18 protein-coding genes and 1 pseudogene are annotated in these 23,805 nt (G+C 66.5%); 4 read left to right on the forward strand and 15 right to left on the reverse strand.

Going from position 1 to position 23,805, the window contains the following annotated elements:
- Positions 1-27: 27 nt before the first annotated feature.
- Positions 28-1,656, reverse strand: a complete 1,629-nt coding sequence (locus tag IEW85_RS11350; RefSeq protein WP_229658984.1) for a class I adenylate-forming enzyme family protein — start codon at positions 1,654-1,656, stop codon at positions 28-30.
- 149 nt (positions 1,657-1,805) lie between these two features.
- Between IEW85_RS11350 and IEW85_RS11355 the strand changes: the two genes are divergently transcribed.
- Positions 1,806-2,444, forward strand: coding sequence for a TetR/AcrR family transcriptional regulator (locus IEW85_RS11355; RefSeq protein ID WP_188685766.1), 639 nt, complete (start codon positions 1,806-1,808; stop codon positions 2,442-2,444).
- A 38-nt stretch (positions 2,445-2,482) separates the two neighbouring features.
- Here IEW85_RS11355 and IEW85_RS11360 read toward each other — a convergent pair whose 3' ends face one another.
- The 10 genes from IEW85_RS11360 to IEW85_RS11405 form a co-directional block, all read right to left on the reverse strand.
- The gene (locus IEW85_RS11360; RefSeq protein WP_188685768.1) at positions 2,483-3,772 is read right to left on the reverse strand and encodes a TRAP transporter large permease; all 1,290 of its coding nucleotides are present in this window, start codon (positions 3,770-3,772) and stop codon (positions 2,483-2,485) included.
- Positions 3,769-4,278: a TRAP transporter small permease gene (locus tag IEW85_RS11365; protein WP_188685770.1), complete on the reverse strand. Its 510-nt coding sequence runs from the start codon at positions 4,276-4,278 to the stop codon at positions 3,769-3,771. Before IEW85_RS11365 ends, IEW85_RS11360 begins: the two co-directional genes overlap by 4 nt.
- Positions 4,279-4,284: 6 nt before the next feature.
- Entirely contained in the window at positions 4,285-5,346 is a 1,062-nt protein-coding gene (locus tag IEW85_RS11370) for a TRAP transporter substrate-binding protein (protein WP_188685772.1), read from the reverse strand.
- A 171-nt stretch (positions 5,347-5,517) separates the two neighbouring features.
- A complete protein-coding gene (locus IEW85_RS11375; protein WP_188685774.1) occupies positions 5,518-6,291 on the reverse strand; it encodes an IclR family transcriptional regulator in 774 nt (257 codons plus the stop codon).
- A 23-nt stretch (positions 6,292-6,314) separates the two neighbouring features.
- Complete coding sequence (locus IEW85_RS11380) at positions 6,315-7,445, reverse strand: D-2-hydroxyacid dehydrogenase (protein WP_188685783.1); 1,131 nt, start codon at positions 7,443-7,445, stop codon at positions 6,315-6,317.
- 108 nt (positions 7,446-7,553) lie between these two features.
- Positions 7,554-7,937, reverse strand: a complete 384-nt coding sequence (locus IEW85_RS11385) for a hypothetical protein (protein ID WP_188685786.1) — start codon at positions 7,935-7,937, stop codon at positions 7,554-7,556.
- A 70-nt stretch (positions 7,938-8,007) separates the two neighbouring features.
- Positions 8,008-8,562 carry a hypothetical protein gene (locus IEW85_RS11390; RefSeq protein WP_188685788.1) on the reverse strand — a complete coding sequence of 185 codons (555 nt, stop codon included), beginning with the start codon at positions 8,560-8,562 and terminating at the stop codon, positions 8,008-8,010.
- A gap of 22 nt (positions 8,563-8,584) precedes the next feature.
- Positions 8,585-9,925 carry an MATE family efflux transporter gene (locus IEW85_RS11395; protein WP_188685791.1) on the reverse strand — a complete coding sequence of 447 codons (1,341 nt, stop codon included), beginning with the start codon at positions 9,923-9,925 and terminating at the stop codon, positions 8,585-8,587.
- Positions 9,922-10,839 carry a CPBP family intramembrane glutamic endopeptidase gene (locus IEW85_RS11400; protein ID WP_188685792.1) on the reverse strand — a complete coding sequence of 306 codons (918 nt, stop codon included), beginning with the start codon at positions 10,837-10,839 and terminating at the stop codon, positions 9,922-9,924. The genes IEW85_RS11395 and IEW85_RS11400 overlap by 4 nt, the downstream gene beginning before the upstream one ends.
- Before the next feature lie 151 nt (positions 10,840-10,990).
- Positions 10,991-12,031 carry an acyl-CoA thioesterase gene (locus IEW85_RS11405; RefSeq protein ID WP_188685794.1) on the reverse strand — a complete coding sequence of 347 codons (1,041 nt, stop codon included), beginning with the start codon at positions 12,029-12,031 and terminating at the stop codon, positions 10,991-10,993.
- Between the two features lie 166 nt (positions 12,032-12,197).
- On the opposite strand from IEW85_RS11405, the gene IEW85_RS11410 reads away from it, so the two are divergent.
- From IEW85_RS11410 to IEW85_RS11415, 3 genes and pseudogenes are all read left to right on the forward strand, one after another.
- The gene (locus IEW85_RS11410; RefSeq protein ID WP_188685796.1) at positions 12,198-15,413 is read left to right on the forward strand and encodes a beta-phosphoglucomutase family hydrolase; all 3,216 of its coding nucleotides are present in this window, start codon (positions 12,198-12,200) and stop codon (positions 15,411-15,413) included.
- Between the two features lie 317 nt (positions 15,414-15,730).
- Positions 15,731-16,006: pseudogene (locus tag IEW85_RS14440) on the forward strand (AAA family ATPase); the annotation flags it as partial.
- Between the two features lie 45 nt (positions 16,007-16,051).
- On the forward strand, positions 16,052-16,951 hold the full coding sequence (locus tag IEW85_RS11415) for an ATP-binding protein (protein ID WP_229658989.1): 900 nt from the start codon (positions 16,052-16,054) through the stop codon (positions 16,949-16,951).
- A 57-nt stretch (positions 16,952-17,008) separates the two neighbouring features.
- Here the strand turns inward: IEW85_RS11415 and IEW85_RS11420 are convergent, their stop codons facing one another.
- Genes IEW85_RS11420 through IEW85_RS11435 form a run of 4 tightly spaced genes read right to left on the reverse strand, consistent with a single transcriptional unit; the run spans position 17,009 to position 23,790 of the window.
- A complete protein-coding gene (locus IEW85_RS11420; protein ID WP_188685799.1) occupies positions 17,009-18,178 on the reverse strand; it encodes a Wadjet anti-phage system protein JetD domain-containing protein in 1,170 nt (389 codons plus the stop codon).
- Positions 18,162-21,566: an ATP-binding protein gene (locus IEW85_RS14595; protein WP_188685802.1), complete on the reverse strand. Its 3,405-nt coding sequence runs from the start codon at positions 21,564-21,566 to the stop codon at positions 18,162-18,164. Before IEW85_RS14595 ends, IEW85_RS11420 begins: the two co-directional genes overlap by 17 nt.
- The gene (locus IEW85_RS11430) at positions 21,563-22,309 is read right to left on the reverse strand and encodes a DUF4194 domain-containing protein (RefSeq protein WP_188685803.1); all 747 of its coding nucleotides are present in this window, start codon (positions 22,307-22,309) and stop codon (positions 21,563-21,565) included. Before IEW85_RS11430 ends, IEW85_RS14595 begins: the two co-directional genes overlap by 4 nt.
- The gene (locus IEW85_RS11435) at positions 22,306-23,790 is read right to left on the reverse strand and encodes a DUF3375 domain-containing protein (protein WP_188685805.1); all 1,485 of its coding nucleotides are present in this window, start codon (positions 23,788-23,790) and stop codon (positions 22,306-22,308) included. Before IEW85_RS11435 ends, IEW85_RS11430 begins: the two co-directional genes overlap by 4 nt.
- Positions 23,791-23,805: the final 15 nt, after the last annotated feature.

Consider the following 23,805-nt stretch of genomic DNA (forward strand, 5'->3'; position numbering starts at 1 on the left):
GCTGCTGACTGTTTCCTGTTTCCGACATCACTGCCCCTTTCTGAGCTTGCGTCGCTGAATCTTGCCCGTGGCGGTCTTCGGCAGGTCATCGATGATGGTGACCTCCTTGGGGCACTTATAGGAGGCGACCCGGCTGCGGACGTGGGCCTTCAGCTCCTCGGGATCCGCACCTCGGCCCTGCTGCAGGGAGACGAACGCCGCCACGCGCTCCCCGCTGTAATCGTCGGGCTGTCCCACCACCGCAGCCTCCTTCACCGCAGGGTGCTCATAGAGGACGTCTTCCACCTCTCGAGGCCAGACCTTGTAGCCCGAGACGTTGATCTGGTCCTTCTTCCGATCCACCAGATAGATCCATCCGGCGTCATCGATCAGGGCGATGTCTCCCGTGCGGAGCCAGCCATCGGCGAGCGTCTGCTGCGTGGCTTCCGGGTTGTTGAGGTAGCCGGAGGTCACCTGAGGCCCGCGCAGCTCCAGCTCACCCTGCTCCCCGAAGGGGAGCGGCGCACCGTCGAAATCCGTCACCCGCACCTCAAGCCCAGGGAGCGGGACCCCGATGGACAGCGTGCCCGAAGCTTCGTGGATCGGCGCGCGGGTTCCCAGAGGGACCGCAACCACAGCGGAGGCCGTCTCAGTCATCCCATAGATGTTGTGGATGTAGTGGCCGAACCGCTTTTCGAATCGATCCACTGTTGCCGGCGGGACCGGGGCCCCACCCGAGTAGACCGTCCGAAGTGTGCTGAAGTCTGCGACGTCGTGGTCCCCCTCCGGAAGGTCCAGCAACGCGTTGTAGACCGTGATCGAACCCAGGATGTGATGGATCCCCCGATCACGGATGGTCCGATGCATGGCATCTGCCCGGACTCTGCCGATGAAGACGAGTTCCACGGGAGCCAGCAGGGAAGCCGTCGCCGCAGCCACAGCACCGGTGATGTGGAACAGCGGGGCCACTGCCAACACCAGGTCGCCGGGCAGGAACCCGTACCACTGCTGGTTTCCCTCAGCCACAGCCAGCAGGTTTCTATGCGTGCCGACCGCCCCTTTCGGCGGGCCCGTGGTTCCCGAGGTATAGGTGAGCAGCGCCGCGGTCTCAGGTCGAGTCACCGCGCGGCGCGGTCGATCCCCACGACGAGCTCTGAGAATCTGCGCAAATTCGGATCCGGAGCCCGCGGGATGGGGATGCTCCGGGTCGCAGAGATCCCCTTCATGGGTGCCGATGGTCCAGATCTCAGCATCAGAGGCCTCCCGGACAGCAGGGAGGTCCTCCTCCAGAGCGAGGACTCCGGCAGGCGAGGCATCTGCGAGGATGTGCTCGAGCTCCCTCTGCTGATACATCGGGTTGAGCACGAGGGCGGTCGCACCGATCTTCCAGAGCGCGAGCATCGTCAGCGGGAACTGTGGGATGTTCTGCAGCCGTATACCGACTCGATCGCCCTCACCGACTCCACGTGACTGAAACTCCGAAGCCAACGCGTCAGACAGAACGTCCGACTCTTCAGCGGTGAGACGAAGACCGACATGGCTGATCGCCGCCTGTTGCGGATCCATCGCCACACGGCTGTCCCATGCCGCGTCGAGGGTCCGAGCCGCGGCGCTGAGCTCGGAGGACACGTGCTCGGGGTAGAGCACCTGCCACCGATGCTGGGTGGTGGTCATCATGGGCCCTCCTGCTCGGGTCCGCTCGACATCAATGCCGACCGATCACTCGCTCGGTTACGTAGAATGTAAGGCACATCACATTTCTGTGGCAAGGGTTTCCCACCGAAAGGTGTGTCAGGCTTAGAGCACCGCAAGGAGGATCGAAGATCATGCAGACGGAGGCCGAGGAGGACCAGATGGAGGCGGCAGAGCAGGGGCTGCTCCCCACATCGATGCCATTGGGCAAAGTGCACACCGCGGCCTTGGAATGCTTTGCGGCAAACGGGTTCCATGGAACATCCATACGCCAGATCGCCCAGACCGCCGGCCTCTCAGTCCCTGGGCTCTATCACCACTACAGCTCCAAGCACGAGATCCTCGACTCGCTGTGCGTGATCGCCATGGACACACTTCTCCGGGCCTCACATGCGGTGGTGGAGCGTCCCGACGCGACCGCCCTGAACCGATTCGACGATCTGATCCGGGTGATGGTCCTCTTCCATGCCCGATTCTCTTCCATCGCCTTCGTCACGCTCACGGAGATCCGCAGCCTTCGAGGGGACGCGAAGGAGCGCCACATCGCCGCGCGCAACGAGCAGCAGGCGCTGCTGAACCAGCTCGTCGACGAGGGAAAGGCGGAGGGGGCCTTCGCCGCACCGCACTCTCACCATGCAGCCCGGGCGATCACAGCGGCATGCCTGGGCGTCTCACGCTGGTTCCGCCCGGACGGCCCGAACACCCCGGAGGAGCTGGCCGAGATCTACGTGGACATCTGCCGCAGCACCGCCGGAGCCGACAGGTCCCGCTGAGCCGTCTCCGGAGATGACCCGGGCTATCCTCTCGCCGACTACGGCTCCACGAGCCCGGGAAGCCAGAGCGCGATGGATGGGACCAGGATGACCAGCGCGATCACCCCGAGGATCACCAGGCCGAAGGGCACGGTCGCAGGGACGGCGCGCAGCACGGGCACCTCGCCGATCTTGGCGGCCAGCAGCAGGCAGAGGCCATAGGGCGGGGTGATGAGGCCCATGGCCAGTGACATCACGGCCACCACGCCGTAGTGCACGGGGTCCAGCCCGGCGGCGTCGGCGGCAGGAGCGAGGACAGGCACCATGATCGCCATGGCGGGCAGGGCGTCCAGGAAGATTCCCAGGATCAGGAAGACCGCCGCGACCACCCACAGCATGGCCCAGGCCGGAACACCCTCGACGGCTCCCTGGATCACTTCCGGGATGCGGTAATAGGCGATCAGATAGGCCAGCGCACCAGCCGCAGCGAGGGCGAAGAGCGGCAGCACCGAGAAGAGCGCACTGTCCCGGAAGATCTTCGGCAGATCCCGCAGCGACAGGGTCCGGTAGACCACAAGCCCCAGGAAGAGCGCATAGAGCACGGCGATGACGGCGGCCTCAGTGGCGGTGACGAAACCACCCAGGATCCCGCCCAACACGATGACGATGATGGCCAGGGCCAGCAGAGAGTCGCGCAGGGCGACCATGACATCGCGCAGCGGTGGGCGCTGCTCGCGAGGGAAGTCGTTGCGACGGGCGATCACATAGGCCACGACCATCATGCCTGCACCGATGAGCAGCCCCGGGACCGCACCCGCCAGGAACAGCGCACCGATGGAGGTCCCGGTCAGCGAGCCCCACACGACCATCTGGATGCTCGGCGGGATCGTGGAGCCGATCACCGAAGACGCAGCGGTGACACCCACTGCATAGGTCACCGGATAGCCGCGGCGGGCCATCTGCGGAATCAGGACCGAGCCCAGTCCGGCGACGTCGGCGTTCGAAGATCCGGAGACACCGCCGAACCCCATGGAGGTGGCCACGTTCGTGATGCCCAGGCCGCCCCTGATCCAGCCGATCAGGGCTTGGGCCAGGACGATCAGCCGTTCCGTCACCTGGGAGGCGTTCATGATCGCCGCGGCGAGGATGAAGAACGGCACGGCCAGCAGGACGAAGGAGTCGATGCCGGCGTAGACCTGCTGGGCGAGCAGACCTTCGTCCATCCGAGGGTCGATCAGGAAGAACGGCAGGCAGGCCAGCAGAAGAGCGAAGGCGATCGGCACCCGCAGCAGGAGCAGCACCAGGAAGAGCGCCAGCACGACCAGTGCGACGAGTCCGGGATCCATCATGAGAGCTCACTCCGTCCATCGGCCGAGTGGGAATCGGGGGCCTCGTCCGCGCCCCTGCGCAGCACCTTCCAGCCGAGCTCTGCGCTGAAGAGCATCATCAGCAGCCCACCCACGGGCACGGCGGCGAAGGCCCAGGCCAGGTGCAGACCGGAGGCGGTGGAGATGCGTGTCATGCCGCCATAGGTCATACCGGCCCCACCGATGAGCAGGAATGCGGAGATCGCGATCACGGCCACGACCACCAGCATCTGCAGCAGCCGGCCGATCCGCGCCTCGAGCTTCCGAGGGATGACATCGATGACGAAGTGGTCGCTGCGCCGCAGCGCGGCGGCGGCACCCAGGAAGACCATCCAGGCCAGCAGCCAGCGGGATACCTCCTCGGTCCACATGGGACGCGGCAGAAAGGGAACATACCGCCCGAGCACTTGGAAGGTGACCAGGATGGTCAGCGTCACCAAGAGGGCACCGACGGCGCCGGCCAGCACGCGGGAGAGTCGGTCGAACATCTCAGCTCACCCCTCTCCCAGACTGCGGATCGTGGCAAGCATCTCTTCCATCTCCCATTCCTGGGCGTACTCCTCCCAGACCGGCTCCACCAGGGCGGCCAGCTCTTCGGTGTCGGCGTCGACCACGGTCACCGAGGGATCTTCGCGGAGCTCCTCGAGGGCGGCGTCGTCCTCCTGAGCCTCCAGGTCACGGGCGAAGGCGCCCGCCTCCTCACCGGCTTCCAGGACACTGTCCCTGAGGTCCTCCGGCAGCGACTCGAGCGTCTGCTCAGAGATGACGGCGGGCCTGATGGTGATCTCATGGTTGGTCGCGTAGATGTGCGGAGCGGCCTCCTGAAAGTTCTCCGCCACGATGAACATGGCCTCGTTGTCGGCTCCCGACACCACATCCTGCTGCAGGGCGGAGTAGAGCTCTCCATAGGCCACATTCGAAGCCTGCATGCCCAACGCACCGAAGGCATCGCTGAGCATCTGGCTGGGCTGGGTACGGAAGAGTCGGCCGGAGAGATCCGCCGGCTCTTCCACCGGGGCGTTGAAGAACATCTGCCGGGCACCGCCGCCGAAGTAGGTCAGCACCTGATTGTCGGTCTCCTCGCTGAGCTCCAGCTCCAGCTCCTGACCGACCGGACCCTCGATGATCGCGTCACGCTGATCGCGGGAGGTCACCAGAAAGGGCATCGAGAGGATGCTCATCTCTGGGACGAATTCTCCGATGAAGCCGGGGGCGACGACGGCGATGTCCACCAGCCCGTTGCGCATGTTCTCGAAGAGCTCGGTCTCCCCTCCCAGCTGAGCACTGGGATAGACCTCCACCTCCACGCGGCCGTCGGTCTTCTCCGAGACGAGCTCGGCGAACTCCTCAAGCCCCTGGTCGAAGGAGGTCCCGGAGGCCAGCTGATGCCCCGCGATGAGCACGTGCTCAGGCTCAGCGTCTCCGGCGTCAGGGGCAGCGCCGCAGGCGCTGAGTGCCAGCAGCGTCAGGGCGGCCAGTCCGGTGACGGCGCGCCGGGGTCTGCCACCAGCAGGATGGCGGTGCTCCCCGGTTCTCCCCTGGGCGGCTGTGGGCATGATGGACCTCCGTCTGACGTCTCCGTTGACCCATGACCCCACCACAGGCGTGAATCAGTTCAATGTGGCGTGGGGCACATCTGACGATGGACTCAGAGTACGCATATATTGCACGCAGATCAATATGCTGAACTCTGCGTGGCGCAGCGGAGGGCTCCGAGGCACGGCCGATCAGGAGACGGAGCGCGCGAAAGGATTCGAGAGGGTGTCCGCCGCCTGCTGCAGAGCCTCAGCCACAGCACCGATGGTCTCGGGGCTCGCCTCCTCAGAAGGCAGAGGAACACCGAGGGCGAAGGGCGGATCACTGGGAGTCCAAGGCTCCAGGGGAACCGCCACACCGGTCACACCATGGACGGACTCATTGACGTCCACGGCATAGCCGCGGCTCCTGCTCTCCCTGATCTTCTCCAGCAGACCGCCCAGATCCCGCACGCTGTCCTGAGTGAGCTGCGGGAAGGGCTCGGTGGGACCCACCAGAGCGATGACCTCCTCATCGCTCATCCGCATCAGGTGTGCATTGCCGGTGGCGGTGAGCGCAGCCGGCAGCCGTGAGCCCAGCGGAGTGCCCAGGCGGAACCGCCGTCGTCCTTCATGACGGGCCAGATAGAGGGCGTCGAGGCCGGCCAGAACAGTCATCTGGACCACATGGCTGCGCAGCAGCTCAGAGGCTTCGCAGGCTGAATAGAACTCCCTCGCCTGGTTGAACTGCTCGGCATAGGCGCCGCCGATCTCCGCTGTGGCCCGTCCCAGCGTGCAGCCGTTGAGAGTGCGGCTGATCATGCCGCCCTCCTCCAGGGCAGAGATCAGGTTGATGGTGGAGGACTTGGCGATGCCGAGCCTCCTGGCGATCTCAGCAGGCGGCAGCGGACGACCCTCAGAGGCTGCGAGCAGCTCGAGGATGCTCAGGGATCGGGTGACCGCTGGGGACGGGTCTCGCTCTGCCATCGGGGGCTCTCCTCACCTGGTGATCAGTAGAACTCGATCGTATCGACGAGGTTGACCAGCTCTTCGCCGTCGAGGAGTCGGCGGGCGTTCTCGGCGAAGAGCTGAGCGATGCGCTCCTCCTCGCCGCTGTTCAGCGCAGCAGTGTGTGGACTGACGAGCACGCGCGGATGACCCCACAGCGGGCTGGACTCCGGAAGGGGCTCCACAGCGAAGACGTCGAGGGCCGCGAAGCCGACGCGTCCAGCGTCGAGCGCCTCCACCAGCGCCTCTTCGTCGATCACCGTGCCACGCCCGACGTTGACGACGATCGCCTCCTCGCTCATCGCGGCGAAGAACTCCTCCCCGAGGAGCTTCTCAGTGGCCGCCGTTCCGGGAAGGGTGTTCACCACGGCGTCCACTGTGGGAGCCGTGCGCGGCAGATCCTCCACGGCGATGAGCCTGTCCACGCCTGGGACCGGCGTCCCGGAGCGGCTGGTGCCGATCACCGTGGCGCCCAGCGCACTGACGGTGGCGGCCACTTCAGAGCCGATGCCGCCCAGGCCGACCACTAGGACGACCATCTGGCTCAGCTGCTTCATCTCCCAGCGATCCGACCAGTGACGCCGGCCCTGCTGCTCCTGCAGGCGGGGCAGGCCCTTGGCGCCCGCCAGCAGCCCGAACAGAGCGAACTCGGTGAGCGTCCTCCCGTGGACACCGGCACTGGTGGTGAAGTCGATGCGATCCAGCGCCTCCCGCGCAAGCCCTGCGGCCTTCACCTGGGACCCCCCACCGGCGGCCGTGGCGTGCACCCAGCACAGCTGCGGGTTCTGAGCCACGGTGCGCGCCAGGGCGTCGGGGTCGACATCGGGGATCCCGAAGAGCGCCTCGGCCGAGTCGACCATGGTGTCGAAGGCCTCCTGCTCCTGGGCGGAGCGGGTGTGCTCAGGATCCCCGGACCAGTCGGCGGGACCGCGCATCGGGCGATAGAGGGAATGGTCACGGATGAGCTCGATCCGCGGCTCGAGCTCCTCGATGCGGCGGCACAGGGATTCGCGCAGATCCACTGCCACAGCCACACGCAGCTGCTTCTCCCCCGAGTGGAACTGCTGGTCAGGACGAGCCTGAGGGGCGCTGGGAGTGGTGTGGGCCTGCGTCGTCGCTGGGTGATCGGTCACGGGAACCTCCGCACTGTGGTCGCTGTCACCCAATAGTGTACTCACAGTTCAACATATTGAACTGTGAGTGACAGCGGAGGCGGAGGGCATGAATCGGCGGAAGGCCGTTCAGTCGTCCTGGCGACGGCCGTATTTGGGCTCCTCGCCGGCCTCGCGAGCGCGCTCGGCCTCTTTGCGGCGAGCCTCCTCGCGGCGCTTGGCCACCTGCTGGCGATAGAGCTCCTCGGAGTTCCGGTTCACCCCAGAGCCCTGGGAGAGCTCCTCGGGGTTCTCACGGGAGGCCAGCTGCAGCATGGAGACGATCAGCAGAGACGCGATGAACGCGATGCCGAAGGCGATCAGGCCCAGGTCCACGCGCGGCGAGTTCTCCGTCCCTCCGGAGGCCGCGATGGTGGCGACGAATCCCGCCACCAGACCGAGCACAGCGGAGAAGATCAGCGGAGCCTTCACCGTCTCCACGAAGGAGCGGCGGCCTTTCTTTCCGTCAGCCACTGAGAATCCTCTGTTCACGCGCGAATGAATTGCTACCCGATTCTACTTCTTCTACAACGTGTCGAAAAAGTCAGGCCTTCTTGGAGTCATGGATCAGACCGCCGCCGCTGATCAGCAGCAGGACGGCCATCACGATCACGCCCATCCCGGAGATCCCCAGGATGCCGTGCGGGTCCAGCTGGCTGCCCACCATCAGGGAGACGCCGGTGAGCACACCCACGCCGCCGAGCAGGATGTGGTCCCGCGCCGGGACGAACTCCTTGCGAGCACGCACACCGCCCACCAGCTCGGCCAGGCCCATGCCCAGGAAGCCGACTGCGGCCACCACAGCTGCGGCGGTGTCGGTGCCCACGAAGACTGCCGCCACACCGGAGAGCACCCACACCGAGGCGCCCACTGCGAGCATCCCGCGCAGCGAATCCGGGACCACCTCGAGCTTGGCATAGTCCCAGACCGCGGTGGCACCCAGGACGAAGAACGCCGCGAGCGAGATCTTCAGCAGCGTGAGGGTGTCGTCCTGCCAGAAGGTGGTGAAGATGGCGAAGGCCAAGGTGATGAGGCCTCGCATCCACACCGGGCGGATGAGTTCCTGTGCTGTCTGGGCTGGGATCTTCTTCACGGACACGCGACGATTCTACCCGCCATGGTCACCGCGACTCGCCCAGCACCATCCAGCGATCACTCGCAGCCCGCAGACCCAGGGTCACCCCACGAGCACCCATGAACACGACGGCGAACCCGGCCCACAGCCACAGGATCGCCTGGGTGCCGCTGAGCCCCAACGTGCTGATCCACCACAGCACCGGCAGGTAGACGGCCAGGTTCACCAGACCCACCACCGCCAGGTACCGCACATCCCCGGCACCCATCAGCACGCCGTCGAGCACGAATACGTAGCCGGCCAGCGGCTGGGCCACCGCCATGACCAGCAGAGCCGCAGTGATGGAGGCGGCGACGCCGGCGTCGGGAGTGAACAGCCCGGCACCCCAGGGCGCGAAGAGCGCCAGCAGCGCCCCGGTGAGCACACCGAAGCCCAGCCCCCACCAGATCATCACCCGGACCATATGCCGTGCACTGTCCCGGCGGCAGGCGCCCAACTCCTTGCCGATCAGCGCCTGGGCGGCGATGGCCAGGGCGTCCAGGGCGAAGGCCAGCGTGGAGAACACGGTGAAGGCCACCTGGTGGGCGGCCAGCGTCTGGGGCCCCAAGTCCGTGGCCACGAAGACGGTGGACACGATCGCCGCACGCAGGCTGACCGTGCGCAGGAACATCCAGAACCCCACGCTGAAGGAACGGCGGATGCCCAACCGGTCGGGCCCCAGCTCCACCTTCTGGGCCAGCAGCCGCGGCACCAGGATGATCAGATAGGTCAGCGCCATGCCCCACTGGGCGATGGAGGTGCCGATGGCGGCGCCGGCCACACCCAGACCCACGCCGTGGACCAGCAGCAGGTTCAGCAGGATATTGCCGCCGAACCCGATGCCGGCCACGATCAGCGGCGTCTTGGTGTCCTGCATCCCACGCAGCACACCGGTGGCCGCGAAGACCAGCAGGATCCCGGGGATTCCGGGCAACGACCACAGCAGATAGTCCCAGGCGTTGGTGTGGACGCCCGGCCCGCCGGAGTCGTCGCTGCCCATCAGGCGCAGCAGCTCCTCGCCGGCCACCGCACCTGTGAGAGCCAGCCCGACGCCGAGCATCAGCGCCAGCCACAGGCCATCGCGTCCTGCGGCCAGCGCCTTGTTCAGCCGGCCCGCCCCGATGTAGCGCGCCACGGCCGGCGTCGTCGAGTAGGCCAGGAAGATCATCAGGCCGGTGACCGTGTGCATCACCGTGATGCCCAGGGCGGCGCCGGCCAGCTCCTCGACGCCGAGCCGGCCGATGATGACGGTGTCGGCCAGCAGGAACAGAGGCTCGGCCAGCAGCGCACCCAGGGCGGGGACCGCAAGCGCGAGGATCCGCCGCGGAAGCGGGCGCGGGTCGCTCATGCTCCGATCAGCACCACGCGCAGGATGTGGCCGGCCTGCTCGAACTGCTCGAGCTCCTCCTCCATCTCCTCAGCCCAGGGCATCACGTAGTAGGTGACCAGCAGGGACATCACGTTGTTGAAGACATGAAGCAGCACGGCGTAGATCAGCGAACGGCCGGTGAGGATATAGGCCAGGGTGAAGGCCAGGCCCATGGTCAGGTAGGGCAGGAAGGTGACCATGTTCAGATCACCCACACCAGCCAGGTAAGCCGGCAGGAAGTGCAGCAGGGGGAAGGTGATCACCGAGATCGCGGCACAGATCCAGATGTTCACGTGCCGTGAGAGCTTACCGATGAGCAGATGCCGGAAGAAGTACTCCTCCACATAGGGGCCCATCAGCGCGATCACCACGACGGCGGCGAAGAAGGGCACGACGCCGAGCATCGTCTCGATGCTCTCCTGGTTCTGTGAGGTCTGCGGCTCCTCGCCGATGACCATGACCATCACGGCGTTGAAGATCAGGATGCCCACCCAGATGACCGGGATCAGCAGCAGCTTGAGCCACCACAGATAGGCGAAAGTCCTGATGGAGCGCATCAGCGCCCCGAAGGAGAGGACCAGGGCGACGATGCCGAGGGTGCCGTAGCTGAAGGCGTTGCCCAGGAAGGAGGCCATCTGGAGGTCCTCCTCGTCGCCGCTGCTGAGCATCTGGTCGACAGCGGGGATCGAGATGACCACCAGGGAGAGTCCACCGCCCAGGAAGCCGAGCACGTAGAGCAGGGTGGCGCCAGCGTCCCACCAGGTGAAGCGGCCCGGGTCGGCGTCGAGCTGGCGCTTCCGGAGCTTCTGCGGCTGGTACGGCTGGAACTGCTCAGGCTGCTGGCCCGGCTGCTGAGGCGGGTACCCGTAGGGGTTCTGCTCTGGATTCGTCATCGGGTCCAGTCTAGAAGCCCGCGCTCGGCGCGAACCCTCGCTTTACCAAGGCTTTCTAGCTTTACCCCTGCAGATTCGGGCAGGTAAACCTAAATGTGGTTGGTAAAACGAGGGTGCGGTGGCGCGGGGCGCGAGGGCCCACTCGCGTTGCTCAGCTGGAGGAGGCCAGGGGGCTGGGGGTCAGCAGCGTCGCATTGCGGAGGTCCCGCAGCTGCCGGGCCTTCTCGGCCACGGCGTGGTCCTCATCGGTGATGGGCTCCCAGGGAGGGATCTGCCGGGCTGACCCTTCGCCGTCGGGGGCCACCATGACAGGCAGGCCGTAAGCCACCACCTCGGGATGGCGCTCCTGCCGGCCCCCGGCGCGCACGCGCACCAGCACGTGCATCGACTTGGAGCCGGTGAGCACCAGGCGGGCGTCCACCTCCACCAGATCGCCGATGGTGATGGGCCGGTAGAACCGCACTCCCCCGGTCAGCACGGCTGCCACGTCATAGCCGGAGTAGCGCTCAGCACAGATCTCCGCAGTCTTGTCGATCCACTTCATCACCGCACCGCCGCGCATCTTCCCGTCCGGGTAGCGGTCCTCAGTGTCGGCCAAAAAGCGCAGGGTCAGCGCCTCGGAGCTGCCCATCCCCTCCGGCATGGACTGGATGGTCTCCTCCACCTGACGGCGGTAGACCATCCGCTGGGAGGCGTCCACGTCGCGGCGCTTCTCCAGCTCGGTCTGCGGCTCGAAGGGCCCCACCGGCGCAGGATCGCCGTCCTCCCCCACGGCCACGTAGATCATGAAGCACTCGGTGCACACGGTCCAGACATCGTCGGAGGAACCCTCACCCTCGACGCCGCCCTGCACGCCGCCGCCCTCAGGACCGTCCCCTTCAGGACCGTCCTCGCCGGCCTCAGCAGGGACCGCCGTGTTCCGGATCAGCACGCGGGTCTGGATATGCACCGACGTCTTGCCGGTGTGCACCACACGAGCTTGCACGGTCACCGGCGTGTCCCTCGGGACCGGCACGATGAAATGCATATTGCCCACATATGAGGTGCGGCAGGCCGAGCGCGCCCAGCTCGCGGCACAGGCGTAGGCGGTCTTATCGATCCAGTCGACCACGACGCCACCGGCCACTGTGGTCTCCTTGGACGTTCCGGTGACCTCCTGGAACGTCAGCTCGATGCTGCTCCGCCGTGCCATATCAAGAACGGTAGCAGGGTCTCCCCTGCCCAGTGGAAAGACTGGGATTGGACACATGCCCGAAACCCCAAGTTCCCTAGGGTGGCCGGAGCCCTGCGAATAAGATGGGTTCGTATGCACATGAAATGACCCTTGACTACCTCTGACACCAGCCGAGAGGCAGCTGATGCATCCCTTCGAGAATCCCTTCCGTCACAGCGCCGAGGCCAAGCGGCACGCGCTGCGCCACTTCCGGGCGGTCATCTTCGACATGGACGGCGTGGTCACCGACACAGCCGGCGTCCACGCCCGGGCCTGGAAGGAGCTGTTCGACGCCGCCCTGACGGAGATCGCAGGATCTCCTCAGCCGGAGTTCACGGACGAGGACTACCTCAACTATGTGGATGGCCGCCCCCGCGAGGACGGGATCCGCAGCCTGCTCGAGGCTCGGAACCTTCCCGTTCCCGACGGCGAGCCCGGCGACTCCCCCGAGACCCTGACGGTCCACGGCCTGGCCGCCCGCAAGCAGACCTTCTTCGAGCAGGTGCTGGAGCGTGACGGCGTCGAGGTCTTCCAGACCACGGTGGACCTGATCCACCAGCTGCGCGCCGACGGCATCCCCACCGCCCTGGTGACCTCCTCCCGCAACGGCCGCCACGTGCTGCAGATCGCCGGCCTGCTGGATGCCTTCAACGTCATCGTCGACGGCACCGACGCCCTGGAGCTGGGCCTGCCCGGCAAGCCCAGCCCGGCCATGTTCCTGCACGCCTCGGCCCTGCTGAAGGTGGAGCCGGAGGACGCCATCGTGGTGGAGGACGCCGTCTCCGGCGTCCAGGCCGGGCGCGCCGGCAGCTTCGGCATGGTGGTAGGCCTGAACCGCGGCGATGACCCGCGGCGGCTGAAGGAGGGCGGCGCCGACGTCGTCGTCCAGGACCTCTCGGTCATGAACCTGACCACCCGCACCACCAAGCCCTATGACCCGGACTGGGTGCTGGTCTTCGACGACTTCGACCCCAAGGACGAACCCACCCGTGAGGTGCTGTGCTCGATGGCCAACGGCTACTGGGGCACCCGCGGCAACTACCCGGGCACCAGCGCCGATGCCACCCACTACCCGGGCAACTACATCGCCGGTGTCTTCAACCGTCTCAAGACCGACATCATGGGCAAGACGGTGGAGACCGAGCATATGGTCAACATCCCGGACTGGACCTACCTGCAGGTCACCCCGGAGGCCGGAAACCCACTGCTGCCCGGCTCCCCCGAGCTGATCGACTACTGCCAGGAGCTGGACATGCGCCGCGGCCTGGTCACGCGCATCGCCCGGTTCCAGGACCTCCACGGCCGCCGTACCAAGGTGACCACCCGCCAGTTCCAGGCGCTGGCCGGTGTGCAGCTGGCTGCCATGGAGATGAAGATCGAGGCGGAGAACTGGTCCGGCAACATCAATGTCCGCTCCATGATCGACGGCCGAGTGGCCAACCGGAACGTCGCCGCGGACCGCGAGCTGGCCGGCAACCACCTCAGCCCGGTGGACTCCCGGGAGGTGGACGGCGAGACCGTCCTGCTGGAGACCGAGACCAACCAGTCCAAGGTGCAGATCGCCGTCGCGACCCGCACCTCGGTGATGACCAACGGCAGCACCCGTCCGATGCGCCGCCCGGTGCACGAGGGCGACCTGGTGGCCGGCCAAGACATCTCCCTACACCTCGACGCCGGCCAGCCGGTCAAGATCGAGAAGATCGCCGCAGTCTCCAACTCCCATGACCACGCGATCTCCACGGTGTGGCACAACGCGGTCAAGAAGGTGCAGAGGGCCTCTCGCTTCCGCACCATGCTGACCTACCACGAGGAGATGTGGGGCGTGCTGTGGCACCGGTTCGCCGTCTCCATCGGCTCGGATCCCAACCGTCAGCAGCTGGCGCTGAACCTGCACACCTTCCACGTGCTGCAGACCGCCTTCGGCGCCCGCCACGACCTGGATGCGACCCTGCCGGCCCGCGGCCTCTCCGGCGAGGGCTACCGCGGTCACCTGTTCTGGGACGAGATGTTCATGTACCCGATGCTCACGCTGCGCCGCCCGGAGCTGACCCGTGGTCTGCTGCTCTACCGGTACCGCCGGCTCAGCGAGGCCCGTGCCATGGCGCGCGCCGAGGGCTACGAGGGTGCGATGTTCCCCTGGCAGGCCGGCTCCGACGGCCGCGAGGAGACTCCCACCGAGCTGTGGAACCCGCGCTCGAACATGTGGATGCCGGACAACTCGCACCGGCAGCGCCACGTCTCGCTGGCCATCGCCTACTCGGTGCTGCAGTACTTCGAGATCACCCAGGACTACACCTTCCTCTCCGACTACGGTGCGGAGATGCTGGTGGAGATCAGCCGGTTCTTCGTCTCCCTGTCCGAGTACGACCCCGGGTCCGACCGCTACGACATCGACGGCGTGATGGGCCCGGACGAGTACCACGACGGCTACCCGGACACTCCGGGCTCGGGTCTGCGGAACAACGCATACACCAACGTCATGACCTCCTACATGCTGCGCCACACCGCGCAGATGGTCCGCGAGCTGGACGGCCGCGATGACCCGCTCTCCGAGTGGCTGGACATCTTCGAGGACGAGCTGGACCACTGGGAGCACATCTCCCAGCGTCTTCGCCTGCACTTCCACTCCGACGGCGTGATCAGCCAGTTCGACGGCTACGAGGACCTGCTGGAGTTCGACTGGGAGGGCTATAAGGCCAAGTACGGCAACATCGGCCGCCTGGACCTGATCCTGCAGGCCGAGGACGACGCCACCAACCGGTACAAGCTCTCCAAGCAGGCCGATGTGCTGATGCTCTGCTACCTGTTCTCCGCCGATGAGCTCATCAACACTATGGACCACATGGGATATGAGCTGACCATCGAGGACTTCGGAAACACGGTGGAGTACTACCTGGCCCGCTCCTCCCACGGCTCCACGCTCTCCCGGCTTGTGCACGCCTGGGTGGCGGCGCGCTTCGACCGAGCCGGCTCCTGGAACCTCTTCAAGGAGGCTCTGGAGTCCGACCTCTCCGATACACAGGGCGGCACCACCCGCGAGGGCATCCACCTGGGCATGATGGCCGGCACGGTGGACATGGTGATCCGCAGCTACGCCGGCATCGAGACCCGCGCGGATGCGCTGTGGATGCACCCTCTGCTGCCGGACGAGCTGCCGGAGGTCACCTTCCGGATGCGCTACCGCAACCAGCCGATCGTGGTGCACATCGACCACGAAGAGGTGAACCTGAAGCTCTCCGAGGGCTCGGCGGAGCCCATCGACGTCAACGTCGAAGGCAAGGCCAAGCAGCTGGCCCCCGGCGAGGAGTGGACGGTGAAGCTGGAGCACCAGGCACGCGAGCATCAGCGCGCAGGAGCCTGATCCTCAGCTGAAGCAGAACGACGACGGCGGCCGCCCATCTGGAGAAGATGGCCGGCCGCCGTCGTCGTGTGTGGGGTGGGCGCTGGGGCGGTACCGGGGAAGCGGCGTCGAGTGGCACGTCTGGGTGGGGTCACGGCGCTTCTGACGACCCGAAGGTGCCACTCGAGGGGGAAGAGACCAATCATTGACTCTGCACCGATAGTGGAGTTAAATCTGTACCAACGGTGGATTTTAGGGCGCACGGATGGGGGATTTCACTCATGGTGGAGTATCGACGGCGGATCGTGGACGATCTTCTCGACGAGCTTCTCCCTGAGATGGCCGCCGTAGCTCTGGAAGGCGCCAAAGGCGTCGGCAAGACGGCGACGGCGACCCAGCGTGCCCGCACGGTCTATTCCCTCCAGCGGACCCATCAGCGGGAGGTGCTCAGCGCCGAACCTGAGATGATCAACGATGGGCCGTTTCCCGTCTTCATCGACGAATGGCAGCTTCACCCGCCTCTCTGGGACGCGGTGAAGACAGCAGTCGACGACGATCCATCCGGAGGTCGTTTTCTTCTGGCCGGCTCCGCAGATCTTCCTCCCGGAACACGCATCCACAGCGGAGCTGGCCGCATCGACAGATTCACTCTGCGCCCGATGACGCTGATGGAACGAAACTTTGAAACACCGACCATATCTATCGGAAAGCTGCTCCGCGGAGAACCCCAACAGATTCGGGGCACGACGCAGAGGACGCTGCGCGACTACATCGACGAGATCTTTCGCTCGGGACTGCCCGGCATCCGGGACCTGAGCCCCAAAGTCCGGCGTCACCGCATCCAGACATACGTAGACCGTCTGGCCGAAAAGGACATTCCCGCCGCCGGCGGACGTATCCGGGAACCGGAGACGCTGAAGGCCTGGATCACCGCCTATGGCGCAGCAACGGCCACTGACGCCAGCTACGAGACGATCCTCAGGGCTGCGACTCCCGGACAGTCCGAGAAGCCCGACAAGAAGACCGTCATGCGATACAGAGACCTGCTCACCCGCCTCTTCATCCTGGACCCGGTGCCCGCCTGGATGCCTTCTCTGGCTCCGCTCACCACGCTGATCCGGTCCCCGAAGCACCATATGGTGGACCCAGCTCTTCCTGCCCACCTGGCCGGCATCGGGCCGGAAGGCCTTCTGAGAGGCGAGCGCAATGTCCTGGCTCCGGACGGGGAGACATGGCTGGGAGCGCTCTTCGAATCTCTGGCCGTCCAGTCCCTGCGCGTATATGGCGAGGCGAACCAGACCCACGTCCGCCAACTCCGCACCAAAGGGGGCCGCCAAGAGATCGATCTCATCCTGGAGGACTGGGAGCGCAACACTCTCGCCGTGGAGGTGAAGCTGGCCGGTGCTGCCCGCAACGAGCACGTGAAGCACCTGAACTGGCTTCAGGAGAAGGTGAGCGACGGCCGTCGGCTGACGCGCATGGTCGTCACTTCCGGCGAGCAAGCCTACACCCGGGCAGATGGCGTCCTGGTCGCCCCGCTGGCCCTCCTGGGGCCCTGACGGAAGCATCCGGTGGCGTCGACTGGCACGTCTGGGTGGGGTCACGGCGGCACTCCATCACGGCGTCACCGCGTCATGCAGGGCTGCGAGTGCCCGGTCCCACGGGATGCGCTCCTGCTCCAGCCGCACTCTTCCATGCTCCTCCAGCGCCAGGAAGAGCTCCCGCTCCTCCGGCGTGAGATGTTCAGGCATGGTCCTGGAGGCCCGTTCATGGTCGGGCACCGTGAGATCCAGATGGCTCTCCAGAGTGTCGCGGTCGGTCAGAACAGAACGCGTCTGCGGGAACCTGCTCCTGACCCGGCTGAGGATCCGCAGACCCTCCACGTCGAGATCGCCCCAATAGATCAGTCCTACTCCTCGGAGCCATCCGAGCTCTGCCAACAATGGAGCCCCGGTGCTGCCCGGATTGTGGATTCCGATGACCCCCGGCATGTCCGGCAGACCGAGCAGGGTCTGCAGATTCTCCACCACGACGGCGCAGCGCGGGCGGGTCTCCCACCGGACAAGCTCCGCCACGGGGGCGCTGATGTCTCTCAAACCGCCGGGCGCCAGCGCCGGATCCAAAACCCGGATGCGCAGCCTGGCAGGCAGGGGCCGCAGACCCAGGGAGGCGTCCCCGGTCAGGGAGGAGACCAACGTGCCGACGATCTTCCGGTGCGATTCCAGCCATTTGGTATCCACTCCGCGGACCGGAAGCTGACGCGGAAAGACATCTGACTCAGGATGGCGGATGAGCCAGTCCACGACGTCGAGGAGCCGCTCATAGTGGGGCTGCGGCAGCGCGACGATGTCCTTCAGACTGCGCCGCAGCGCATCTCTCACCGGTTCGGCCTCGGCCCCTGCCTCCGCAGCATGTTTCTCCACCACCTCCCTGAGCTGCTGGGCACGCCGGCAGGAGGCTGACCAATGGGCACCCTGCCGGATGAATGCCGCCAGGTCCTCCGGACGCTGGAGGACCAGACGGGTGGCCATTGTGTTCGTCCCGGCGTTCGGCCAGCGCCGGGTCTCCCACACGACTGCGCTCCCGGACACCAGCTTCTGATGGACCTCGCCCCATTCTGCGATCCAGGAGGAGACCCGCTGCGGCTCACGCAGCGCCGTGGTCTCAGTGGGCGGACGCAACGGAATGTCAGCCGCCGTCGCTGGAGCCCCGTCCACCGCCCACCGGTCGAAACGCCGGCCGTAGAGACCTGCCAGCTTCTGCTGGGCCTCAGCGACTGTGAGCATCATCCACCTCGAACAGCGCCTCAGGCTCGGCATCGTCCGTGTTCTTCGCAGAGGCGGGTGGGCCAGCTTCCTCAGACCCGTCCTCATCCTGGCGTCTCCTCGCTTCCTCCCAGGTCACCGGGGTGGCGTGGGAGTCCTTGCTGTCGCGGCAGGTGACCAGGGAGACTCCGCCGACATAGCCCTCCAGCACCTGCAGCATCTTCAACGGGGTCGCCAAGATCATGTGGAAGCCGAACTCAGCAAAGATGTCCAGCGCCATCCGGGTGAAGGTGACGTCGGACTTGTCGAAGGCCTCATCCATCACGACCGATCCATAGACCGGCACCTGTTCGGCCTCAGGGGCGAGCTGATACCGCAGAGCCGCGGCCAGGCAGAAGACCACCAGCTTCTGCTTCTGCCCGCCGGAGCGTCCCTGCCCGGATTCATGGACGTCCATCACAGTGCCCTCGGAGTCCATCTCCAGCCCCACGAACTTCACGTGCCGGCGTGTGTCCAAGCACTGGGCCCGCCAACTGCGGTCGGCGGCCTCGGAAGAGGCCAGCTGGCGCATCACCCGGTCCATCACCGCAAACCGACGCTCAGCCTCTTCCCGGTCCTGCTCGAAGGCGAAGGCCTCATGGGTGATGGTGCCGAGATCGGTCAGAAAGTCCTTGGCCATGGTCGGCGGGCTGTGCTCGACCCTGATCTGCAAGTGTCGCCCGGGGGAGAAGGGGCTGCGCCGCAGAGACTCGTTGATGGGCGCCACCCTGTTCTTCACCTCCCGGGGTGCGCTGCGGATGCGTTCGGCGAGCAGGCCGACGTTCTGCTGGGACTGCTCCCTGAGCATGTCGAAGAACCGCTGCTCGAAATCTGGAAGACGGTCAGCTCGCAGCCGTTCCAGGATCCGCAGAAATTCGGCGCGTCCTTCGACATCCGCGGTGGCCTCCGAAGCCTCGGCCGGCCATTCGACGGTGAAGGCATAGGCGATCTTCTCAATCTCCGATGCCGCGCTGCGCCGAGCGTCAGCGGCACGCCGCTCCCGCCGGCTGAGCACCTCGGCCACCTTGGCGGAATCGGCGTCGATGCTCTGATGGGTGATCTTCCGCTCTTCGCGGACCTGCGCGAAGACCTCCTGCAGCTCCTGCTCAGCCTTTTCGTCGATTTCGGCGGCAGGCTCCTGCCGCAGCCGGTCACGCTGAGCCGCAAGGTCCTCCGCTTCGTTCTCCGCCTGGAGCCGGTCCTTCTGCGCCTCGCGGGCCGCCTCCTTGGCTTCGGCCTCCAGCTTCTCTGCCTGTGCCAGACGATGTTGGGCCGCCCGCAGGTCACCGTCCTCAGCCAGGAGCACCGCCTCAGCCTCTTCGGCCTCCTGGAGCTCCCGCTTCCGGGATACCTCATCCAGCTGTTCCCAGGTCAGCTCCCGGCTCTCCTGCAACACGTCGAGACGGCGCTGAGCGAGCCTGCGTCTCCGCTCAGCAGCTCCCAGCTGCTCCTCGGCCCGGGCGACCTCCTCGTCAGCGTCCCTCAAGAGGTTCAGATAATGCTCCACCTTGGAGTCGTTGTCGAAGCCGAGGATCCAGCCGCTCCGGTCATCCACCGGCCGGCGGTCATCCTTCTCATAGCTGCGCCGGCCACGCTTCACCTGCCCGGCGCGGGTGACTCCCCGCTCCACCCCGGCCAGCTCCTCGGAGCTCTCCACACACGTGTAATCATAGCGGGCCGAAAGCTCCGCGTGCAGCCAGGCAGCGAACTGGCCGTCAGCCACCTCCACACGATGCACCAGGGAGGCCTCCGAGACGACGGGCCGCGGACTCTCCACTGTCACCGGGACCACCTGGTATCTCAGCCGGGCGCCCAGATGGGCCACGTCCACGGCGGAACGGACGGCTTCCTCCTGGGCGGCGGGCACCAGCATCACTGCGGCCAGGGGACGCAGCACTCGTTCCAGCGCTCCCGTCCATTCCCCGTACTCCTGCCGGACCTGCAGCAGCTCGGCGGCATAGGCCAAGGAGCTCTCCGGCAGTCCGGTCGTCCTCAGCAGGATCTCCCGCGCCTGGATGAGGCGGCGGTCGATGTTGGAACGTCGGCCCTTCATGGAGGCCGCCTCGTCCCGCAGCTCCTCCCGGCGGAAGACAGCGCGCGCCCGCTCCTCGTGGAGCTGCTGCATCTCCTGCTGCACGGCGCCGCGGTCCTTCTCCTCCTCCTGCAGAACCTGCTCTGCCAGGTCATGCAGCGCCTCAAGGTCGGCGCTGTTCTCCACCGCGGGGAGATCCACCGCCTTCAGCTTCGACCCCAGATGCGCCAGCCGGCCCTGGGCGTCCTGGAGCCGTTCCCTCCGCGCCGTGATCTTCATGGCCAGGGCTTCCAGCTGCGCTCCGCCCTGGGCGTCCACCGCGGCCTGTGCCCCGCGCCGCTGCACTTCAGCGCTGTGCAGCCGCTGCTCAGCGCGCTGGTGCTCCAGCCGTGCCTCGCGGCCCCGCGCCGCAGCATGCTGCTGGGCATCCTCCAGGAGCCGGATCTTCTGACGCCGGGTGAAGGCTTCGCGCGCCGTGCTGAGCTTCTCGACGCGCGAGAGCTCCGCCTCGGCCTCCTCATACTCGCGAGCCGCCTCGGCCAGCGGCTCCAGGCGCTCGATCTGCCGGCGGGCGGCCACCACTGCCCGATGGGCTTCGGAGAGTTCGCCGAACTGCTCGACGGCCCGCTCGGCGAGCTCGAAGGTGTCCGGCTCGTCCAGCATGAAGCCGCGGAAGAGATCATCCAGAGTGCCCAGGTTCTTGGCCGATTGAGTTTTGTGCAGGAGCAGCAGGGCCCGTTCCCCACTGATGCCGAGCTCCCGGGCGAAGCGGGCGGCGAACCGCCCGTGCTGCTTATGCACGAAGGCTTTGCGCATCGCCTTCTTCAGAGCTCTCTCCGCGATGCCGGCCCGCATGAACTCCTCGAAGGCCATCAGACCGGTCTCCTCCTGGGTGAGGACATGCAGCTCCGAGAGATCGCCCGGCTTCGCCGCGGTCCGCCTGGCGTGGAAGAGCTTCACCAGGGAGCGGACCCTCCCGGTGCCGTCGCCATAGCGCAGCAGGATGCCGCTCCACGTGGCGCCTCTGCGCAGGTACTGGACGGTCACCTCTCCGGTCTCCTCGTCGGCTCCCCGGGCATAGGCGCCCCGGACGTAGGTGAGCTTGTTCCGGTCGGAGCCGAGGGAGGACTCATCGGCTGCCGCCGCGTTGAAGCTGGACTTCGCGCCCGGGGTGAGCACAGCAGTGATGGCGTCGACCACAGACGACTTCCCCGATCCGGAGCGACCGGTCAGCAGGAAACCCCTGCGGGAGACCTCGATCGTGTGCAGACCGTGGAAGGTCCCCCAGTTGACCAGTTGGATCTGCCTCAGCCGCCACTGGCCCGGGTGCTCCGTCATACGCCGTCCTCCGAATCATCAGTGTCTTCCCGCGGCTCCTCGTCCGGGGAGCCTTCATCCTCGGACAGGCTCTCATCACCCTCTGACACGCTCACCTGACCGCCGGCGAGCATGCCGTCGTAGACCGCGCTCACCGCGCTGATCTCATCCGGCCCGAAGATCAGCCGCAGCACCGGAGAGATCTCATACCGGCCTTCCGTCTGGGTGGCGGGAGTGGGCTGGAGGATGCCGAGCTTGCTCATGGCGTCCCAGGAGGCCCTGATCCGCTTGGCGAACAGCGCGGCATCGGTGGAGGCGGCGTCACGATATCCAGCGAGCTGCTCAAAGACCTCTTCGCGTCCGACGATGACCCGCTGGCCCGCCGGAACGCTGACCAGCTCCCGCCGCAGATGCAGCAGCATCGCAGTGTCCATCAGGGTCAAGGAGCGGGTCCTGACCACCTGGGGCGCCTCGCCGTCGTAGGTCTCGGCATTTCTGACGAACGCCACCCCACGTTCGGCGTCGACCACCAGGTCGAGGAACATATCGGCCAGCCTGGAGCGGATGGAGTCGGTGTCTGCCATGAGGGCGCGCCAGTTCTGGGACTGACGCTCTGCCGAGATATAGGGACCTTTGATGAGCGCGGCGAGCGCACGCCGGGAGCCGGCCCGCAGTGTGCCGCTGTCGCCGTCCCAGAGCGTCTGCCCCTCCGGGACGCTCCCCTGCTCTTTCTGGTCCGTCCCGGTCTGCGGGGTCTCGGTCATCCGATGGGCTCCTTGAAGAGGTAGACGGGCAGAGAGGCCTGGCGTTCCTCCGAAGCGGTCTCCTCCCCGCTTCCGGAGTCCGGCCCCGCTGGGGTCCAACGAACCTGTTCGCTGCGCCCCGGAACGGGAGCCGCATGCTCCTCGGCGAGGACCACGAGCCCGATCACGGAGGCCACACCCTGCGTCGCGGGCCGGCTTGCGAGCACTTCGCCGAGGGTGCTCGGCCCATGATCGGCCAGCACAGCGTTGACGTTGTCGATGAGTTCGGCGCTGTCGATCTCCGATTCACGCACACTTGCCCGCAGTTCTTCCACGTCCACCGGAGGAGGTGCGGTCTGCGTCACCTTCTCGACGACAGCTGAGTCCTCCGGGTCGTGCAGCTTCACCGCGGCGACGCTGCCCACAGGCACCCTGGTCAGGCCCAGTTCATAGCCGATCTCCCGGAAGGGCCGGAGCCCCTGCTCGAAGAGGACATGCGCCTTGCCCGTGGCCTCGCGCAGCAGCTGATGGACCTGCCGCTCCTCGGCCAGCTCCTCGGACTGTACGAATCGGCGCAGGCTGCGGGAGAGCGAGGTCATCACCTGGTGGATCTCGCTGGAGGAATCCTGCATCACCGGCAGGAGGCGCCGCAGCTGGGCACGCTGCTCGACGCTCAGGCTGCGGGCGAACGGCCTCTCCAGCAGGGCGTCGATGTCCTCGTCCAGGGACACGGTCCGCTCAGGATCCAGGATCAGGGCATAGAAGGCGGTGAAAGAACGGCCGGCCGGGGAGCTCTGGAGCATGTCGACCCCGCGGAAGATCTCGTCGAGCACGCTGCCCCTGGACTGCGGCTCTTCGATGAGCCTGCGCCTCAGCTGCCCGTTGATCTCTTCCAGGTCTGCCCGCAGACGCGCGAAGTCCTCCGGCAGCTCGGAGACCAGTGAGAGGATGTCCCCCACCTGTTCGGCGGCACGGTCGGACTCCAACACCTGGACCTCGCCGACGGCCAGCCGACTGATCTGCTGATCGATGCGGTAACGCTCAGCGCGGAGAGCCTCGATGCGCCGTGTGACGTCCGGATCGGTGTCGATGCTGAGCTGACGGATGCGGTCGACGATGGTGGTCAGCCGTGATTCGGTGACCGTGCTGCGCGGAGCGGAGAGCTCCTGGACGAACCGGATGGCTGCCAGAGCGCCGTCGGAGAGGGAGTACAGCTCGTCCCGCGTCTGAGAGGGACGGCGGATGAGGAAGCCCGCATCAAGCCAGGACTTGCAGTACTGCAGCGCTGCCTGGGGAAGGCTGAAACCGTGGCTGCGCAGTTCGTCGAGGTCGGCTTCGACCGCTTCGACGAGCTCCGAGGCCGGGACCTCCCGCTGCGGATCGGCCAGATGCTCCCCGAGCACTGCGACGGCCACCGGAGCGTTCGCCGCCCGGAGCAGGGACCAGGCTGAGCTCTCCCCTGCCATCCTCCGCGCCGTCAGCGCCGCCCTCAGTGCCGTCATCCCTCGACATCGTAG

Source organism: Nesterenkonia cremea (assembly GCF_014642675.1).
In the GTDB taxonomy this organism is placed as follows: domain Bacteria; phylum Actinomycetota; class Actinomycetes; order Actinomycetales; family Micrococcaceae; genus Nesterenkonia; species Nesterenkonia cremea.

Coding starts and splice junctions, on each gene's coding strand:
- IEW85_RS11410 (WP_188685796.1), top strand. CDS start 12,198: ATGCATCCCTTCGAGAATCCCTTCCGTCACAGCGCCGAGGCCAAGCGG.
- IEW85_RS11395 (WP_188685791.1), bottom strand. CDS start 9,925: ATGAGCGACCCGCGCCCGCTTCCGCGGCGGATCCTCGCGCTTGCGGTC.
- IEW85_RS11405 (WP_188685794.1), bottom strand. CDS start 12,031: ATGGCACGGCGGAGCAGCATCGAGCTGACGTTCCAGGAGGTCACCGGA.
- IEW85_RS11420 (WP_188685799.1), bottom strand. CDS start 18,178: ATGCTCACAGTCGCTGAGGCCCAGCAGAAGCTGGCAGGTCTCTACGGC.
- IEW85_RS11430 (WP_188685803.1), bottom strand. CDS start 22,309: ATGACCGAGACCCCGCAGACCGGGACGGACCAGAAAGAGCAGGGGAGC.
- IEW85_RS11350 (WP_229658984.1), bottom strand. CDS start 1,656: ATGATGACCACCACCCAGCATCGGTGGCAGGTGCTCTACCCCGAGCAC.
- IEW85_RS11360 (WP_188685768.1), bottom strand. CDS start 3,772: ATGATGGATCCCGGACTCGTCGCACTGGTCGTGCTGGCGCTCTTCCTG.
- IEW85_RS11435 (WP_188685805.1), bottom strand. CDS start 23,790: ATGACGGCACTGAGGGCGGCGCTGACGGCGCGGAGGATGGCAGGGGAG.
- IEW85_RS11370 (WP_188685772.1), bottom strand. CDS start 5,346: ATGCCCACAGCCGCCCAGGGGAGAACCGGGGAGCACCGCCATCCTGCT.
- IEW85_RS11355 (WP_188685766.1), top strand. CDS start 1,806: ATGCAGACGGAGGCCGAGGAGGACCAGATGGAGGCGGCAGAGCAGGGG.
- IEW85_RS14595 (WP_188685802.1), bottom strand. CDS start 21,566: ATGACGGAGCACCCGGGCCAGTGGCGGCTGAGGCAGATCCAACTGGTC.
- IEW85_RS11365 (WP_188685770.1), bottom strand. CDS start 4,278: ATGTTCGACCGACTCTCCCGCGTGCTGGCCGGCGCCGTCGGTGCCCTC.
- IEW85_RS11400 (WP_188685792.1), bottom strand. CDS start 10,839: ATGACGAATCCAGAGCAGAACCCCTACGGGTACCCGCCTCAGCAGCCG.
- IEW85_RS11415 (WP_229658989.1), top strand. CDS start 16,052: ATGACGCTGATGGAACGAAACTTTGAAACACCGACCATATCTATCGGA.
- IEW85_RS11375 (WP_188685774.1), bottom strand. CDS start 6,291: ATGGCAGAGCGAGACCCGTCCCCAGCGGTCACCCGATCCCTGAGCATC.